Raw genomic sequence first — 17,094 nt, 5'->3', positions numbered from 1 at the left:
TCGGCGGACGGCCGCCGCGAGGCGGCGAACGGTCGCCCGGATCGGCCGAGCGGTCGCCCGCGGGCCGCTTGCCCCGTGCGCGGGATGCGGGGCGCGGGGCGCGGGATGCGGGGCGGGTACGGGCCGGGCCGTACGGCACCCGCGGGCGGTACGTCAGCCGCCCGCGTGCCGCATCAGCAGATCGCGCAGTTGGCGGGCGTGGCGGCGGCTGACGGCCAGCTCGGCCGTGCCGACCCGGACGGTGGTGGCTCCGGCGTCGAGGCGCAGTTCGTCGATCCGGGCCAGCGCGACGAGATGGCTGCGGTGGATCCGTACGAAGCCGTGCACCGCCCACCGCTCCTCCAGCGCGGACAGCGGAACGCGGACGAGATGGCTCCCGTCGGCGGTGTGCAGCCGGGCGTAGTCGCCCTGGGCTTCGACATAGGCGATGGAGTCGATGGGGATGAAACGGGTGACCCCGCCGAGTTCGACCGGGATCTGTGCGGCGCTGCTCTGCACGGGGCCGGGTCCGGCGGGGGCCGCCGCGTGCGGCGCACCCTCCGGCGGGCGGGTGTCGCGAGCTGCGCGGACCTGGTCGCAGACCCGGCGTACGGCCTCGGCGAGCCGCTCCCGGCGGACCGGCTTGAGTACGTAGTCGACGGCCTTCAGGTCGAACGCCTGGACCGCGAAGCCCTCGTGCGCGGTGACGAAGACGATCAGCGGCGGCCGGGCGAAGCGGGCCAGGACCCTGGCCACGTCGAGTCCGGTGAGCCCGGCCATGTGGATGTCGAGGAAAACAACATCCAGTCCGCCGCCCTCGCCGTCGGCTCCGGGGTCCAGGGCCGCGGTGATCCGGCGGAGCGCACCGGTGGCATCGGTGGCGCCTTCGGCGCTGGTGATCCGGTGGTCGGAGCGGAGCAGATAGAGGAGTTCCTCCAGCGCGGGGCGTTCGTCGTCGACGGCGAGGGCACGCAGCATGGTGCGGAGTTTAGGCCCTGTCCGGGCGATCTTGTCGGGCCCGGGACGACAGCTACGGCATTCCCCGTGGGCCTGGCGGCCCGGGTGGTACCCCCACGCTGCGTCGTCGTGATCACCCGAGTACTCCCCCGCGGCCCTTCGGGCGCGGTGGGGGTCCCCCGGGCGGTAGCCCAGGGGGCGGAATCCCCGTGCGTACGAGGATGATCGCCCCCTGGCTTCGCCGGTGGGGGCCCGGCGAAGCCAGGGGGCGGACCCCCGCCGCCTGCGATGCACCGCATCCGGGACCCCACCCAGCCGCAGGGCCGGGGGAGCCGCGGGCCGATCCCCGAAGATCGCCCGGACAGGACCCGGGCCTGTCTCCGGTGCTCGGGCCACGGTCGGGCGGGGCACCTCACGGGGCTCCGCGGCCGGCCGCGGCCGCGGTCGCCCCGCCTACTTGAGCAGGCGGGACATCCGCCGGTCCGCGAGCGGCTTTCCGCCGGTCTGGCAGGTCGGGCAGTACTGGAGCGACGAATCGCTGAAGGACACCTCCCGGATGGTGTCCCCGCAGACCGGGCAGGGTTCGCCGGTCCGTCCGTGGACCCGCAGTCCGCTCTTCTTCTCGGCCTTGAGGCCGGCCGCGGCGACGCCCCGCGCCCGGTCGACGGCTTCGCCGAGGGTGGTGCGCAGCGCCTCGTAGAGCCGGGTGGTCTCGGCCTCGTCGAGCTGCCGGACCTGTTTGAAGGGGGACATCCGTGCCGCGTGCAGAATTTCGTCGCTGTAGGCGTTGCCGATGCCCGCGATCAGGCTCTGGTCCCGCAGAGCCCCTTTGAGCTGTCGTTTCTCGCCCGCGATGACGGCGGCGAAGGCGGCCCGGTCGAAGCCTTCGGCGAGCGGGTCGGGGCCGAGCCGGGCGATGGCGGAGACCTCTGCGGGGTCCCGGACGAGATGGACGGCGAGGCGTTTGGTGGTGCCTGCTTCGGTGAGGTCGAATCCGGCGCCGGAAGCGAGGACGGTCCGCAGGGCGAGCGGTCCCTTCCCGGGGCGCGGGGGCGTTGCGGGCAGTTCGTCGTACCAGCGCAGCCAGCCCGCGCGGGCGAGGTGGAAGACGAGATGGAGTCCCCCGGCGCGGATGTCGAGCCACTTGCCGTACCGGCCGACGGCGGTGACCTCGGCGCCTTCGACGGCGCTGAGCGGCGGGTCGTAGGTCTTGAGGACGCTGATGGACAGCGGCAGCACCCGGGCGATGCGCAGGCCCGTCAGCTTCTCGTCGAGGAAGCCTCGCAGCGATTCCACTTCGGGCAGTTCGGGCATGGGTCCAGAGTGCCAAAGCCCCGGCACCACCGCAGGTCGACGGCCCCGCGCCGGACGGCGGCGGATGTGCGTCCGTCCCCGGGCCGGAGCCGGTGCGGCGGGCCCGTCCCCGTACCGCCACGGCAGGACGGAGAGTCAGTCCGCGGCGGCGAGGGCCGCCAGCTCCGTCAGCTCGTCGGCCGTGGCCCGCGCCAGCAGGTCCACGTCCGGTACCGCTTCCCCGTCGGCCACCAGCCCGACGTGGATCCGCCCTCCGTAGGAGGTGAGGGCCACGGCCAGGGACTGCCCCCGGGCGAGCGGCGCCATCGGGTAGAGGGACCTCAGGGGGCAGTTGCCGAAGGACAGCTCCGATCTCGGCAGCGGCACGCTGGTGACCAGCAGGTCGAAGAGCATCCGGGCCGCCCCGCCCGCCAGGGGCGCGCCGAAGCGGTGGGCGATCGGGGGGAGTTGGTCGGCGAGTACGGCGAGGGCTCCGGCGCCGCGCAGCGGACCGGCCTCCTTGTTGCGGTCCATGGCGGCGCGGACCCGGGCGAGCCTGGTGCGGGGGTCGGGCTCGGCGACGGGCAGGTCGAGGAGGTACGCGGAGAGGTCGTTGCCCGGTCCGGAAGCACCGCCGGGGCGGCGGCGGGAGACGGGGACCAGGGCCCGCGGGCCGTCCTCCGGCAGGGGTTCGCCGCGCCCGGCCAGCCAGCGGCGCAGCCCTCCGGCGACGACCGCGAGGAGGACGTCGTTGGTGGTGCCGCCGGACGCCTTGCGGGCGAGCCGTACGTCCTCGGCGTCGAGGACCGCCGTACCGAGCCGCCGGGTGCCGCCGGCCCCGGCGGCCAGGGAGGGCGGCAGGGCGCGCGGGTCGAACCGGCTGGCCAGGACGACGGAGGCACCGACGCCGACCGCGCGGCCCAGTCCGTCGATCCGGTCCCGGGCGGCCCCGACGAGCCGTCCGGGGTCGTTGAACCAGGGGCGGGCGGGCGCGGGGGCTGCGGCCTCGCGGATCCGCGCCCGGGCCCTGGCGCGCACCCCGCGGGGGTCGGCGAGCTCGTCGAAGATGGCGGAGCCGATGGCCACGGCGCGCATCCCGTCCGCGAGCGCGTGGTGGAGTTTGACCAGGACGGCGAAGGGGCCGCCGTCCGCCGCGGTGAGGAGGTACATCTCCCACGGTGGACGGCCGCGCTCCAGGGGCCGTTCCATCAGCCCTCCGGCGAGCGCGACGGCCTCCGTCTCCACGGGTGCCGCACCGGGGAGCCGGATCCGGTGGACGTGCCGGGTCACGTCGAAGTCGGTGTCCGGGGTCCAGGCCGCGCCGCCGACGGGCAGCAGTACGTCCCGTACCCGCGTCCGCAGCTTCCGGACGGCCCCGGCTCGGGTGGCGAGCAGCGACAGCAGGGCGTGCGCGGCGGGCGGCGGGCCCGCCGGGTCGGGGGCGAAGACGGCGAGGGCCCCGAGGTGTATCGGGTGCCCGGCCGATTCGAGATGCCAGAACGCCAGGTCGAGTGGGGCGAGTCGCTCGGTGCTCACGGTGTCCTCGTGCTCACGGTGTCCACGTGCTCCGGGGGGCGCGTGTCGGCTGCGGTGCCGTGACCGCGGGCGGCGGGCGGCAGTCGGCGGGCGGGGCCGGGGGTCCGCACCGCGCGGTCGTCGGCAGGGGTTCGCCGGGGTCCCGGGGGACGGCCCCGCTCACCGCGCCTTCCCGACCGGCCCGATCACCTTCGATCGGTTACGGTCACCTGGGGTCGCTCTACGGAGCGTCACCCTAACCCCTGGGGACCGGCCCGCCCCGCGCCGACAAGCCCCCGCCGGGCCGAATCAGCCGAGCGGGACCCCCGCCGTCCCGCCGGACGGCCCAGCGGATCCCGGTCCGGGGCGTTCCGGGACGGTGAACTCGCACCAGACGCATTTGCCGCTGCCGCGCGGTTCCACTCCCCAGGCGTCCGCGAGCCGGTCGACCAGCAGGAGTCCCCGGCCCGATACCCCGGACTCGCCCGCCTCGCGGCGCCGGGGCAGGGCGCTGGAACCGTCCTCGACCTCGACCCGGAGCCGCCGCTGCGGGCCTGCGAGTACCCGTACGGTCACTTCGGCCCCGCCGTCGGTGTGCATCAGCGCGTTGGTGGTCAGCTCGTCGGCGACGAGTTCGATCTCGTCGGCGCGTACCCCGGCGCCCCAGGCGACGACCGCCGAGCGGACCATCCGGCGGGCGGAGCGCAGGGCTTCGGGATCGTTCTGGGCGACGGGCTGGTGGAGCCGTCCGCCGGAGCGCGGGGTGAGGGTGCCGCGGCGGCGCATCAGCAGCAGGGCGACATCGTCCTCCCCGCCGCGTTCGTCGACGACCTCGCAGAGCCGGTCGGCGAGGTGCTGGATGTCCCGGGGGCCGCCGCGCACCAGTGCCGTCAGCAGTTGCATCCCGTCGTCGAGGTCGGAGCCCGGCTGCTCCACCAGTCCGTCGGTGTAGAGCAGGAGGGTCTGGCCGGGGTCGAGTTCGAGGGTGGTGACGGGATACTCCAGCCGGCCGAACTCGGCGGAGAGTCCGAGCGGCAGCCCGCCGTCCACGGGGATCCTGCGGCAGCTGCCGTCGGTGTCCCGCAGCAGCGGATCGACATGGCCGGCCCGGACCACCTGGACCACTCCGGTGGACAGGTCGGCCTCGGCGTACAGGCAGGTCGCGAACCGGTCGGTGTCCAGTTCATGGAGGAAGCCGGAGGCGCGGGCGATCACTGTCGCGGGGGTGTGGCCCTCGGCCGCGTACGCCCTCAGCACGATACGGAGCTGGCCCATGACGGCCGCGGCGTCCGTGTCGTGTCCCTGGACGTCCCCGATGACGGCGCCGACCCGGCCGCCGGGCAGGGTGATGACGTCGTACCAGTCGCCGCCGATGTCCCGCCCGATGCGGGCGGACCGGTAGCGCACGGCGATCTGGGCTCCCGGCACATCGGGGATGCGGCGCGGCAGCATCGCCTGCTGGAGGCCTTCCGCCAGATCGTGCTCCTGGTCGTAGAGCACCGCCCGCTGCACGCTCTGCGCCAGCGTGCTGCCGATGGCGACCAGGAGGTTGCGTTCCTCGGCGTTGAAGCCGGTGCGGTCGGCGTAGAGCAGTCCGAAGGCGCCGATCGGACGGCCCTGGGCGATCAGCGGAAGATAGGCGGCGGCCTCCACGCCGAGGGGTTCGATATGCGGCCAGAGGATCGGGTACGACTCCGCGAAGTCGTCGCTGCCCTCGATGAAGCGGGGTGCGAGGGTGCGGATGACCTCGCTCATCGGGTACTGCTCGTCGACGCGGGTGTAGCGGGTGCCCGGGACGAAGGCCTCCTGCGGCCCCTCGGCGACGAGATGGATCCGGCCGCCGGGCTCCAGCAGCCCCAGCACCAGGCTTCGCGCGCCGAAGAGCTCCAGACCGTGGACGTCCTTGAGGACGTCGATGACGTCCTGGACGGTCCGGGCGTGGGCCAGCGCCGCGGTGATGGCTTCGGCGACGCTGGTCTGCCAGCGGCGTTCGGCGTCGGCGGCGATCCGGGCGGTGGAGTCCGCGAGTTCGGCCGTGGCGTCCCGGACGATGCCGGTGATCCGTACCGGCCGGCCGTCGGTGTCCCGGCGCACCCGGCCCTGGGAGTGGGTCCAGCGCAGGGTGCCGTCGCGGCGGCGGATACGGAAGTAGACGCCGTAGTGGTCCCGCCCGCTCTTGAGGGCCTGGGCGACCCTGGCGTCCAGGCGCGCGGCTTCCTCGGAGGGCATCAGGGCCATCAGGCTGGCCCGCCGTCCGTCGTACTCCTCGGCCGGCAGGTCGAGCACCAGATGCGCGTGCCCGTCCAGATGCATCAGTCCGCTGGCCAGATCCCAGTCGAAGCTGCCCATCCGGGTCAGGGCCAGGCTCGTCTCCGGGGCGGCCGGCCAGTCGTCGGGAAGCGCAGGCGCCCCCGCTGCCCGATCAACCATGGAGCCACTCTGCCATCATTTGTCGGATTATTCGACCGTTTACTGGTTTTGCTGGTTTGCTGATTTCGTTTGGTTGCGTTTGGTTTCGGGGCCGGGCCGGTCAGCCCGGGAATCCGGCCGACTCCGCATACCCGTCGTCCCCGCCGTAGGCGTCGAGGAAATCGTCCGTTTCGGGGAGCGGCTCCTCTTCGAGGAGGAGGTCGCCGCCGTCCGGTTCGGTGCCGTCGAGCGGGTCCAGCTCGGCGTCCGGCAGCTCCGCATCGGCGTCGGGGACGTCCTGGCTGCCGGTGTCCGGGGTGCCGGAGTCGCGGGTACCGGATCCGGCAGGCCCGTCGGGGGATTCCGCTTCGGTACGGGATTCCTGGCCGGTGGCCGCCGGATAGGCGTAGATGTCGTCGGGCGTGACCGGCGGCAGCACCTCGGGGCGCCGGTCCTGCTCACCGTCCGTGCCGGTTCTCCGGTCGATCCAGCTGTCCTCGGCGACGTCCACGATCACCAGGCTCTCCAGCGGTCTGTTGGCACGCTTGACCACCACCACCCGGTCCGTGCGGTAGCCGTTCCAGGCGACGCCCTTCTGGATCACCCCGCCCTTGACGGCCACCGGGTCCGACAGCGGCGCGCCCGAGGCGCAGCGCACTCTCGGGGCGCCGCGGTCGTCGACCAGGACGGCCGTACCCGCCTGGAGCACCGCCTGCCGGGCGGGCACCGCGCCGCCGCCCGCCCGGTAGCCGTGGGAGGTGACCCGGGTGTCGGCGCGCAGCACGACCGGGGTGAGACCGCGCAGGAACGACGGCAGGGCCTTGCCGGAGATCCGGGCGTCCTCGGCGAAGGAACGGGCCTTGGCCCGGTCGGAGCGGAGCAGGGTGATCTGCCGTTCGACGTCGCAGCTGCCGACGGACTGCGTTCCGCCGTACAGCCCCGGGGTGGCGCCCCCCATGGTCCGCAGGGTGTGGCCGCGTTCCGGCGCACCGCCGCCGCCGGTGCCGGGCACGACCGGTTCGGGTACGGGGGTGGCCAGGGACCGGGCGGTGGTGGCGGTGTACGGGTCGGGGCCCGGCTCGGTCGCGGGCTGGAGGTAGACCTCCTCGTCCCGCTCCGGTTGGGGACCGCTGCCGCCCCCGCAGCCGGAGGCGAGGGCGCCGAGGCAGACGGCGGCGGGCAGGGCGACCGCGGCGGGCCACCGGCGGCGCCCGGCCCGGCGCCGGCGTTCGGAACGCTTGGACATCTTCCGCTTCCGCCTCTCCGCCCCCGCCCGTTCCCCGGGGTCCGTTCCTGTGGCCGGCGCCGGGGACGCGGTCCCCGGGCCTGTGCACCCTTTCTTCCGGATCAACGCCCTCACCGCGACTTGAACGCGTTCATCAGGGCGCCCGGGCTCGGCCGGGAGAGGGACGGGAACGATCCGGCCCCGGGGGCGGGGCGGGTGGTGGCGGTGCTGGTCAGACGGTGGTCCGGGGGCGGCTTCCGGACCCCGCGGGAGGGGGCGGGCGCCCCGTCCGCCGCGCACGTCCCCGTTCGGAGCAGCGTGATCTGCCCAGGGCGTACGTCCGCCGTCCGGGGCGTGCCGTGCCTCGCGGGGAAATCCGGCGAGCCGGGGGTGCCGGGCCGGACGGGGCGGCCGGATACTGGACGGGATGGAGTGGTTCGGTGACGGTGGCTACTGGCTGAGCCGGCTGGTCTTCCAGCGTGCCCTGGCCGCCGTCTATCTGATCGCCTTTCTGACCGCCGCGCTCCAGTTCCGGGCGCTGATCGGCGAGAAGGGCATGCTGCCGGTGCCCGCGTACGTCCGGCGGGTGCCGTTCCGCCGTGCGCCGAGCCTGTTCCAGCTGCGCTATTCGGACCGGCTGTTCGCCTGCTGTTCCTGGGCCGGGGTGGTGCTGTCGGCGGCTCTGGTCGCGGGGGCGGCGGACACCGTGCCCCTGGCGGCGGCGATGGCGTGGTGGGCGGTGCTGTGGGTGCTGTATCTGTCCGTGGTCAATGTCGGGCAGGTCTGGTACGGCTTCGGCTGGGAGTCGCTGCTGCTGGAGACGGGTTTCCTCGCCGTCTTCCTCGGCAACGAGCGGACCGCGCCGCCGGTGCTGGTGCTGTTCCTGCTGCGCTGGGTGCTGTTCCGGGTGGAGTTCGGCGCCGGGCTGATCAAAATGCGCGGGGACCCCTGCTGGCGGGATCTGACGTGTCTGTACTACCACCACGAGACCCAGCCGATGCCGGGACCGCTGAGCCGGCTCTTCCATCTGCTGCCGCGCCCGCTGCACCGGGTGGAGACCGCGGCGAATCATGTCGTCCAGCTCGTGGTGCCGTTCGGGCTGTTCGCCCCTCAGCCGGTGGCGACGGTGGCGGCGGGGCTGATCGTCGCCACCCAGCTGTGGCTGGTGCTCTCCGGGAACTTCGCCTGGCTCAACTGGCTGACGATCGCCCTCGCGCTCTCCGCCGTGGACTTCTCGTACCTCTCGTCCGCGGAGTCCCCGTCGCCCGGGACTCCGCCGTGGTTCGCGGTCGTCGTCACCGCGGTCACGGCACTGGTCCTCTGGCGCAGTTGGCTTCCGGCGCGGAATCTGCTCTCCCGCCGCCAGCGCATGAACACCAGCTGGGATCCGCTGCACCTGGTGAACTCCTACGGTGCGTTCGGGACGGTGGGCCGGGTGCGCCGGGAGGTGGTGGTCGAGGGCACGGACGCGCCGGCCATCGGGCCGGAAACGGTGTGGCGGGAGTACGAGTTCCGGGGCAAGCCCACCGATCCGCACCGGCTGCCGCGGCAGTTCGCCCCGTACCATCTGCGGCTGGACTGGCTGATGTGGTTCGCCGCGCTCTCCCCCGCGTATGCCCGCGACTGGTTCGGGCCGCTGATGGAACGTCTGCTGACGGCCGACCGGGACACCTTGAGGCTGCTGCGGTCCGATCCCTTCGACGGTGCCCCGCCGACGTACGTACGGGCCCGGATCATGCGCTACCGGTTCACCGGCCGGAAGGAGCGGCGGGAGACCGGGGCCCGGTGGCACCGGGACCGGCCGCGGGAGTTCTGGCCGCCGACGCGGTTGGACGGCTGAGGTCCGGAAGGTTCGTGGAACGCCCGTGCCCCCGCCGGACGGCGGGGGCACGGGTGTCGTCCACGACCGGTCGGGTCAGTCGATACCGGGCAGGATATGCGGTTCGGCGAGGTCGTCCTCGTACCCCGCCAGCCGGATCGGGGCCGACCGGGCCCAGACGTCCAGACTGCCGAGCTTCTCCTTGCGGGCGGCCCGCTCACGGGTGCGATCCGGGGGGCGCGTCTCGTGCTGCTTGACTTCAGGTGTCACCGCGAACTCCTCTGCGTCGCGTAACAGGGACAGGCGATTCGGTCGCGGTGGCGCCGGCTTTCGGGCGGGACCGCAGCCTGGTTGCAGACGTGTCCCAGGACGGCCGGAAGGCTGTTTGTGGATCCTCTTGGTGGCGTCCGTGCCCATCAGAGTAACCACATGAGCGGGCTCATGCTCGATGGGGCCGGAAATTCCGTTGTATTCCGGCCGTCGCGGGCCGGGGCGGGCGGCCGTGGACCGCGGCGGGAAGCGGCGAAAGCCGTCCGGCCTCCGTGACGAGAGGGGTCGCGGGTGCCCTCTGCTGATGGAGTGACGGGGGCCGGGTTCCCGGGTGCTGTCGGCCGGGGTTCGGCGAACCGCCGGAAATCGGCGGTGTCCGGGCGACGGGACGGCCCGGGCCCGGGAGCGCTGCCCCCGGGCCCGGTCTTCGTTGCCGCGGCCTGCCGCCGCGGCGCGTCCTACCACTTACCGGGCGCGTAGTCCTTGAGGAAGCAGCCGTACAGGTCCTCGCCCGCTTCGCCGCGCACGATCGGGTCGTAGACCCGGGCGGCACCGTCGACCAGGTCGAGCGGGGCGTGGAAACCCTCCTCGGCCAGTCGCATCTTGTCCGGGTGCGGGCGCTCGTCGGTGATCCAGCCGGTGTCGACGGCCGTCATCAGGATCCGGTCGCCGGCGAACATCTCCTCCGCGCTGGTGCGGGTGAGCATGTTGAGCGCCGCCTTCGCCATATTGGTGTGCGGGTGCCCGGCGCCCTTGTAGCCGCGGTTGAACACGCCCTCCATCGCGGAGACGTTGACGATGTACGTCCGGCGGGCGGCCGACGCGGCCATCGCCGGGCGCAACTTGCTGATCAGGATGAACGGGGCGGTGGAGTTGCAGAGCTGCACCTCAAGGAGTTCCACCGGGCCGACCTCGGAAACGGTCTGGATCCAGCTGTTGCTGGGGTCGAGGTCGGGGACGAGGCCACCGGCGTCGATAGCCGTACCGGCTTCGATCCGGGCCGGGGTCGCCGAGCCCGACACCAGGGCCAGCCCGGTGACGTCGTCGGCGGTCAGGCCCTCGCCACCGGCCCTCGGCAGGGCGGCGACCGCGTCCACGGCACCGCTGCCGAAGGCGCCGATGATCTCGGCGGCGGGCAGGGCGCCCGCGGGCAGCGGGGCGGATTCGGCGGCCACCAGCTCCCGGTAGGCCGCGGGCGAGCGGCGGACGGTCTGCGCCGCGTTGTTGATCAGGATGTCCAGCGGCCCCTCGGCGGCCACCGAGTCGGCGAGTGCCACGACCTGGGCCGGGTCCCGGAGGTCGATACCGACGATCTTCAGCCGGTGGATCCACTCGTCGCTGTCGGGCATGGCCTTGAAGCGGCGGACGGCGTCGTTCGGGAACCGGGTGGTGATCGTGGTGTGGGCGCCGTCGCGGAGCAGGCGGAGCGCGATGTACATACCGATCTTGGCGCGGCCGCCGGTGAGGAGCGCGCGCTTGCCGGTCAGATCGGTGCGGGCGTCGCGGCGGGCCCGGTTCTCCGTCGCGCAGGACGGGCAGAGCTGGTGGTAGAAGGCGTCGACCTCGACATAGCGGGCCTTGCAGACATAGCAGGACCGGGGGCGCTTGAGTATGCCCGCCAGCTGTCCCTGCGTGGAGGAGGACGGCAGCAGGCCCTCGGTCTCGTCGTCGATCCGGTCGGCGGAGCCGGTGGCGGTCGCCTCGGTGACGGTCTTGTCGTGGGCGGTCTTGGCGGCGCGGCGCTCCTGGCGCCTGCGCTGCTTGACCGTGCGGTAGATACCGGCGGTCGCCCGGCGGACGGTGATGGCGTCGGGGTGGTCGACGTCCAGCTCGTCCAGTTCGTCGAGCACGCTCAGGCAGATGGCCAGCCGCTCCGGGTCGATCCCGGGTCCGGTTACCGCGGGGCTGTCCTCTGTCACCGTCATGAGCTGTGCCATTCCTTGATCGCGGGGCGCTGGGGCGGTGCCGGCTGATCACGCCCGGGGGTTCCAAAAGCGCAACTGTACTGAGCGGACGGGGAGGGGCCAAATGAGGTCCTCCCGGACCGGGGCCGGGGCCGGGCTCCGGCCCGCGGGGGCAGTGCACGCGCGTGGGCGGACGCGGCGTCCCGCGCGGTGTGTTCCGCGGCCCCGCGCGGCGCCTGCCGGAAGGGCCCCGGTTCAGCCGGATCCCGTGGGCCGGGCGGCCGCGGGCGGTGTGTCGAAGACGCAGTCCCCGCAGAGACCGCCGCCCGCCCGGTAGTAGAGGCAGCAGCTCCGGCGGCGCATCCGCGGGCCGTGGACGGTGCCCGCGAGGCCGGGGCGGGCGAAGAGTTCTCCGGCGAGGTCACGGGCCCGGGCCGCGGCCTCCGGGCGGCCGGTGCGGGCGGCCCAGGTGTCGATCTCGCGGACGGCCCCGGCGAGTGCGGAGCCCGCGTTGCCGCGGAGCAGCCCCGGGGAGATGCGGGTGGAGCGCCGGAGCGCCGCGGCGAGGGGGACGAGATGGCCGTCCTGCACGGTCCGCCGGATCGTCTCGACGGAGGCGGGCAGGGAGTGCGGATCGGTCAGCAGGAGATCGTCGGGGGACGAGTGGTCGGGGCTCCACCGCAGGTCGGCGGGGTGCAGGGCGGGCAGGGTGCCGTGCAGGGCGGCGTGGCCGAGGGCGACGGACCAGAGCCGGGCGGCGAGACCGAGGTGGGCGATGGAGGCGGCGACGCGGCGCTCCTCGATGCCGAGCCGGGCGGCGACCCGGTCGATCCGCCGGTCCAGGGGGCCGTCGTCGCCCGCGTAGACGGCGGCGAGCGTGGCCGCCGGGCCGTCGGCGGGGACGGTGTGCTGTGTGCCCGTGCGCAGGGCGAAGAAGCCCCCGATGGCGTCCACCTCGGCCGCCGGCCCCGCTCCCCCGCTCATTCCGCCCCGCCCTTCCGTATGCGCTCGTGCGCCCACCGTATGCGCTCTGCCCGGCCGGGCCGCCGGGGAGTACCGGGAGAAGCCGGGGAAACAGCTTTCCCGCCCTTCGGTCTCCACCCAGGGGCTCCTTACTGACCTGCGTAAACGACATTCCTCAGACTTTCGGCCTACGCTCGTACTCCGTCGGTAGTACGAGTAATTGAGTGCTCCAGGACGACGACGGGGCGTCGAATCAGAGGGATCGTGATCTCTATGAGTCCCCTTCTGCTCGCCGTGCTGCTGTCCCTGGTCTCCGCGGTCGCCTACGCGGCCGGGGCGATCGTTCAGGAGCGCGTCGCGGCGACAACCCCCGCCGGTACGTATGCGCCGCTCCAGCACGCCGTGTGGTGGGGTGCCGTCGCCCTGAACGGGCTCGGCGCCCTGCTGCATGTCATAGCCCTGGCCTACGGGCCGCTGAGCGTGGTGCAGCCGCTCGGCGCGCTGACGATCGTGTTCGCGCTGCCGATGGCCGCGGTCTTCGTCCGCCGCCGGGCCGGGGCCGCCGCATGGCGCGGGGCGCTGGTGGCGACGGTGGGGCTGGCGGGTCTGCTGGCGCTGAGCGGTGACGCCGGGAACACCGCGTCCTCGTCCCTGGGCACGGGGCAGCGGGGGGTGCTTGCGGCGGTGACGTTCGGGACGATCGCCATGGTGTTCCTGGTGGCGCAGACGATCAACCGGCCGGTGCTGCGGAGTGTGCTGCTGGCCACCGCCGCGGGGGTCGCGTTCGGGATCGGCTCGGTGTTCACCAAGACCGTGGCGATGGACTGGGAGTGGTCGGCTCCGCTCGCCCAGTGGTCGAGCCTGATCGCGGTCGCCGTGCTCGCCACCGGTGGGCTGCTGCTGTCGCAGGCTTCGTACCGGGGCGCGGGCCTGGCGGCACCGCTGGCCACGGTGACCGTGGTGAATCCGGTGGTGGCGACGGCGGTGGGGCTGACGATGTTCGGCGAGAGCTTCCGCGGCGGTGTCTTCGGTACGGTGCTGGCGCTCGGTTTCGGTGCGGTGGCGGCGACCGGGCTGGTGCTGCTGACGTCGGAGCGGCTGGCGGCGTCCCGTCGCCGTGTGGAGGCCGGAAGCGACGCAAGCTCTGCGGACACAGCGGTTGCGGATGGCCCGGACGCGCCCCGCGACAGGGCCGCCGACACGGACACCGACACCGGGACCACCGGGGAGAGCGGCGGGGTGGACGGACGGGTCCGCGGTACGGCCGAGGGACGGCCCGGCGCGGGCGGGCACGGGGCGTACGGACCGGCCGCGGCGGGCGGCGCCGGGCGGCACAGGTTTCGCACCGCCTGCCACCGGACCCGGCGCACGTCGCACGGCTCGCCGGCGGACCACCGCCGGACGCGCCGTGCGGGCACGGCTGCGCCCGCTGCTCCGCCGGAGCAGCGGGCGGGCGCGGCGGGGGCGTCCCTGTCAGAGCGAGACGCCGCCGGACCTGAGGTAGGCCACGGGGTCGATGTCGGTGCCGTACCCCGGCCCGGTTCGGACCTCGAAGTGCAGATGCGGCCCTGAGCTGTTGCCGGTGGAGCCGGATCGGCCGATGCGCTGGCCGCTCGCGACCTGCTGGCCGGAGCGCACGGTGAGCGCGGAGAGATGGGCGTACTGGCTGTAGCGGCCGTCGTTGTGCCGGACGACGACCTGGTAGCCGTAGGCACCGGCCCAGCCCGCCGAGATCACCAGACCGTTGGCGACGGACTTCACCGAGGTCCCGGTGGCGACGGGGAAGTCGATGCCGGTGTGGTAGCCGCTCGACCAGGCGGAGCCGGACTTGCGGTAGGCCGTACCGACGGAGCCGTCGACGGGGGCGCTCAGACCGGCCCGGGCGGGCGCCGCCTGCTTCCGGGTCTGCTGCTGGGAGCGCTGCGGCTGCTGCGCCTTGGCGGATTTGGCGGGCTTCGCGGCGGGCCGCTCGGCGCGGGTGTCCTTGGTCCGCGGCTCGGCGGCCGGCTTCGCGGGGGCCTGCTTGCGGGTCTGCGGGGGGTTCGCCTTGGCGGGTGCCTTGCGCGGTTCGGCGGCCCGCTCCTTCGCGGGCGCCTGCTTGGCGGGGGCCGCCATCCGGATGACGAGCCGCTGGCCGGGCATGATCAGATCGGGGTCCGAGCCGACGGTGGAGCGGTTCTGCTCGTACAGCTTGGGCCAGCCGCCCTGGACGTTCTTGGTGTCCGCGATCCTGGACAGGGAGTCGCCGCGGGCCACCGTGTAGCCCTCGCGCTGGGTGGGGACCGTCGTCGGGGTGGCCTTCTGCTGCTTCGGGGCGGTCCGCTGGGGCGTCGCGGCCTTCCGTACGGACTCGGCGGCGGCCCGGCCGCCCTGTGCCGCCGCGCCCGGCTGGTCGCCGCCGCGGCGCTCCGGCGATACGTCGGGTGCGTCGCCGCCGCGGGTGAGTCCGGCCTTCTGGGAGCAGCTCGGCCAGGCGCCGGGGCCCTGGGCGTCCAGCACCCGCTCGGCGACCGCGATCTGCTGCTCCTTGCTGGCGAGGTCGGCACGGGGCGCGTAGTCGCGGCCGCCGAACGCCTCCCAGGTGGACTGGCTGAACTGCAGTCCGCCGTAGTAGCCGTTGTTGGTGTTGATCCGCCAGTTGTTGGCCGACTCGCAGGCGGCGACCTTCTCCCAGACGTCCACCGAGGCCGCCTGCCCGGTTCCGGCGGCGATCAGCGGCAGGGCCATTCCGGCACCGCTCGCGGTGACCGTCAGCGATGCGCGGTTGATTCGGCTCGGCTGTTGACGACGGTGGCGACCGGTTGCGGCCATGGAGTGACTCCCCCTGGTTGCAGGCAGAACTGAACGACGATCACGAACGGTAGATCACGGAACGGTCACGTACCAAGCGGCAACCTAGGCGCTGGGCTCGGGCCGTGACAAGGGCTCAGGTACCGCGCACAACGACAGAGGGGGCGGACGCCGCCTCCGGAATCTTGCGTTCCAGGCGCGCCATCGGGGCGAAAATCCGGGCCCGGCGGGAAATTTCGGCTCGTTCCCGGAATTGATGACGGGTGAGCGGCAGGGCCCGCCGCAGTACGGCCGACCAACCGAAACCGACCGGATACCAGCAGGAAAAACGCGCCCGGTGATCTTCGGCACACACCGGGCACACACCAGGCGCGCACCACGGCACGCACCAACGGATCCAGGAGTTCTCTTATGAGCGGTACCGCCCAGATCGGCGTCACGGGCCTTGCGGTGATGGGCCGCAATCTCGCCCGCAATTTCGCCCGCAACGGCTTCACCGTCGCGGTGCACAACCGGACGGCGGCGAAGACCCGGGCGCTGGTGGAGGAGTTCGGCGACGAGGGCTCGTTCGTCCCGGCGGAGTCCCCCGAGGAGTTCGTCGCCGCGCTCGAACGGCCCCGACGACTGGTGATCATGGTCAAGGCGGGGGAGGCCACGGACGCGGTGATCCAGGAGTTCGTGCCGCTCCTGGAGGAGGGCGATGTGATCATCGACGGCGGCAACGCGCACTTTGCCGACACCCGCCGCAGGGAGCGGGAGCTGCGGGAGCGCGGTATCCACTTCGTCGGCACCGGCATCTCGGGCGGCGAGGAGGGCGCCCTGCACGGCCCCAGCATCATGCCGGGCGGTTCGGTGGAGTCGTACGCCTCACTCGGCCCGCTCCTGGAGCGGATCGCGGCGAAGGCCCCCGACGGCGCGCCGACCGTGGCGCATATCGGCCCCGACGGCGCCGGACACTTCGTCAAGATGGTGCACAACGGCATCGAGTACGCGGATATGCAGCTCATCGCCGAGGCGTACGACCTGCTCCGGTCGGTCGCGGGCTACTCCCCCGCCCGGATCGCGGAGACCTTCCGGGAGTGGAACCGCGGCCGGCTGGACTCCTATCTGATCGGCATCACCGCGGAGGTGCTGGCGCATACGGACGCGGCGACCGGGCGTCCGTTCGTGGACGTCGTGGCGGACCGGGCCGAGCAGAAGGGCACCGGGCGCTGGACCGTGCAGATCGCGCTGGACCTCGGAGTGCCGGTCTCCGGAATCGCCGAGGCGGTCTTCGCCCGGTCGGTCTCGGGCCATACGGCGCTGCGCGAAGCCTCCCGCGGGCTGCCGGGTCCCGTGCCGCGCCCGCTCGACGAGGCGGAGGCGGACCGGTTCGCGGCCCGGGTGGAGCAGGCCCTGTACGCGTCGAAGATCGTCTCGTACACCCAGGGGTTCCACCAGATCGCGGCGGGCAGCGAGGAGTACGGCTGGAACGTCGACCTCGGGTCGGTCGCCGCGATCTGGCGGGCGGGCTGCATCATCCGGGCGGACTTCCTGGACCGGATCCGGGAGGCGTACGACACCCGGCCCGGACTGCCCAGCCTGCTGTCGGACCGGCAGTTCGCGGAGGAGATCGGCGGGGCGCAGGACGACTGGCGGGACGTCGTGGCGACAGCGGCCCGGGAGGGCGTGCCGACACCGGGCTTCTCGGCGTCCCTGGCGTACTACGACGCCCTGCGGGCCGAACGGCTCCCGGCGGCCCTCACCCAGGGGCAGCGGGACTTCTTCGGCGCGCACACCTACCGGCGCACCGACCGCCCCGGCGCGTTCCACACGCTGTGGGGCGGGGACCGCTCGGAGGTGGCGGCGGACTGACCGCCCCGGCGGCAGGCGCCGTCTCCCGCGTCTCAGGCCGGTCCCGGCACGGGGCGCGGCTCCGGCTGGGGCCCCGGGTCCGGGTCGGGTCCGGGCGGGGTGACCGGATCCGGCGG

Annotated in this window: 12 protein-coding genes; 3 read left to right on the top strand and 9 right to left on the bottom strand. The window is 73.6% G+C overall.

The genetic code is table 11. The features are described from left to right. Nucleotides 1-153: 153 nt before the first annotated feature. The 5 genes from B7R87_RS30870 to B7R87_RS30850 form a co-directional block, all read right to left on the bottom strand. Nucleotides 154-957: a LytR/AlgR family response regulator transcription factor gene (locus B7R87_RS30870; protein ID WP_006345073.1), complete on the bottom strand. Its 804-nt coding sequence runs from the start codon at nt 955-957 to the stop codon at nt 154-156. A 432-nt stretch (nt 958-1,389) separates the two neighbouring features. Beyond that, entirely contained in the window at nt 1,390-2,250 is an 861-nt protein-coding gene (locus B7R87_RS30865; RefSeq protein ID WP_006345074.1) for an Fpg/Nei family DNA glycosylase, read from the bottom strand. Nucleotides 2,251-2,385: 135 nt separating this feature from the next. Continuing rightward, nucleotides 2,386-3,765 carry a wax ester/triacylglycerol synthase family O-acyltransferase gene (locus B7R87_RS30860; protein ID WP_130584791.1) on the bottom strand — a complete coding sequence of 460 codons (1,380 nt, stop codon included), beginning with the start codon at nt 3,763-3,765 and terminating at the stop codon, nt 2,386-2,388. 288 nt (nt 3,766-4,053) lie between these two features. Beyond that, complete coding sequence (locus B7R87_RS30855; protein ID WP_045852738.1) at nt 4,054-6,174, bottom strand: SpoIIE family protein phosphatase; 2,121 nt, start codon at nt 6,172-6,174, stop codon at nt 4,054-4,056. Nucleotides 6,175-6,274: 100 nt separating this feature from the next. Continuing rightward, nucleotides 6,275-7,399 carry a DUF6777 domain-containing protein gene (locus B7R87_RS30850; protein WP_130584790.1) on the bottom strand — a complete coding sequence of 375 codons (1,125 nt, stop codon included), beginning with the start codon at nt 7,397-7,399 and terminating at the stop codon, nt 6,275-6,277. A 406-nt stretch (nt 7,400-7,805) separates the two neighbouring features. Here B7R87_RS30850 and B7R87_RS30845 point away from each other — a divergent pair, with 406 nt between their 5' ends. Next, the gene (locus tag B7R87_RS30845; protein WP_006345078.1) at nt 7,806-9,218 is read left to right on the top strand and encodes a lipase maturation factor family protein; all 1,413 of its coding nucleotides are present in this window, start codon (nt 7,806-7,808) and stop codon (nt 9,216-9,218) included. A gap of 75 nt (nt 9,219-9,293) precedes the next feature. Here the strand turns inward: B7R87_RS30845 and B7R87_RS33265 are convergent, their stop codons facing one another. The 3 genes from B7R87_RS33265 to B7R87_RS30835 form a co-directional block, all read right to left on the bottom strand. Beyond that, nucleotides 9,294-9,467, bottom strand: a complete 174-nt coding sequence (locus B7R87_RS33265; RefSeq protein WP_006345079.1) for a hypothetical protein — start codon at nt 9,465-9,467, stop codon at nt 9,294-9,296. Nucleotides 9,468-9,925: 458 nt separating this feature from the next. Continuing rightward, nucleotides 9,926-11,392, bottom strand: a complete 1,467-nt coding sequence (locus B7R87_RS30840) for an SDR family NAD(P)-dependent oxidoreductase (protein ID WP_006345080.1) — start codon at nt 11,390-11,392, stop codon at nt 9,926-9,928. A 234-nt stretch (nt 11,393-11,626) separates the two neighbouring features. Further along, the gene (locus B7R87_RS30835; RefSeq protein WP_130584789.1) at nt 11,627-12,355 is read right to left on the bottom strand and encodes a (2Fe-2S)-binding protein; all 729 of its coding nucleotides are present in this window, start codon (nt 12,353-12,355) and stop codon (nt 11,627-11,629) included. 252 nt (nt 12,356-12,607) lie between these two features. On the opposite strand from B7R87_RS30835, the gene B7R87_RS30830 reads away from it, so the two are divergent. Then, a complete protein-coding gene (locus tag B7R87_RS30830; protein ID WP_187144516.1) occupies nt 12,608-13,906 on the top strand; it encodes a DMT family transporter in 1,299 nt (432 codons plus the stop codon). Here B7R87_RS30830 and B7R87_RS30825 read toward each other — a convergent pair. Then, nucleotides 13,808-15,145 carry a transglycosylase family protein gene (locus tag B7R87_RS30825; RefSeq protein ID WP_040912982.1) on the bottom strand — a complete coding sequence of 446 codons (1,338 nt, stop codon included), beginning with the start codon at nt 15,143-15,145 and terminating at the stop codon, nt 13,808-13,810. The two genes, B7R87_RS30830 and B7R87_RS30825, sit on opposite strands and share 99 nt — an antisense overlap. A gap of 390 nt (nt 15,146-15,535) precedes the next feature. On the opposite strand from B7R87_RS30825, the gene gndA reads away from it, so the two are divergent. Next, on the top strand, nt 15,536-16,978 hold the full coding sequence (gndA, locus tag B7R87_RS30820; protein ID WP_006345084.1) for an NADP-dependent phosphogluconate dehydrogenase: 1,443 nt from the start codon (nt 15,536-15,538) through the stop codon (nt 16,976-16,978). Nucleotides 16,979-17,094: the final 116 nt, after the last annotated feature.

Origin of the sequence: Streptomyces tsukubensis (assembly GCF_003932715.1) — a bacterium.
Lineage (GTDB): Bacteria > Actinomycetota > Actinomycetes > Streptomycetales > Streptomycetaceae > Streptomyces > Streptomyces tsukubensis.
Note: the sequence above shows the minus strand (reverse complement) of the source record. Positions and strands in the feature narration are given on the sequence as shown.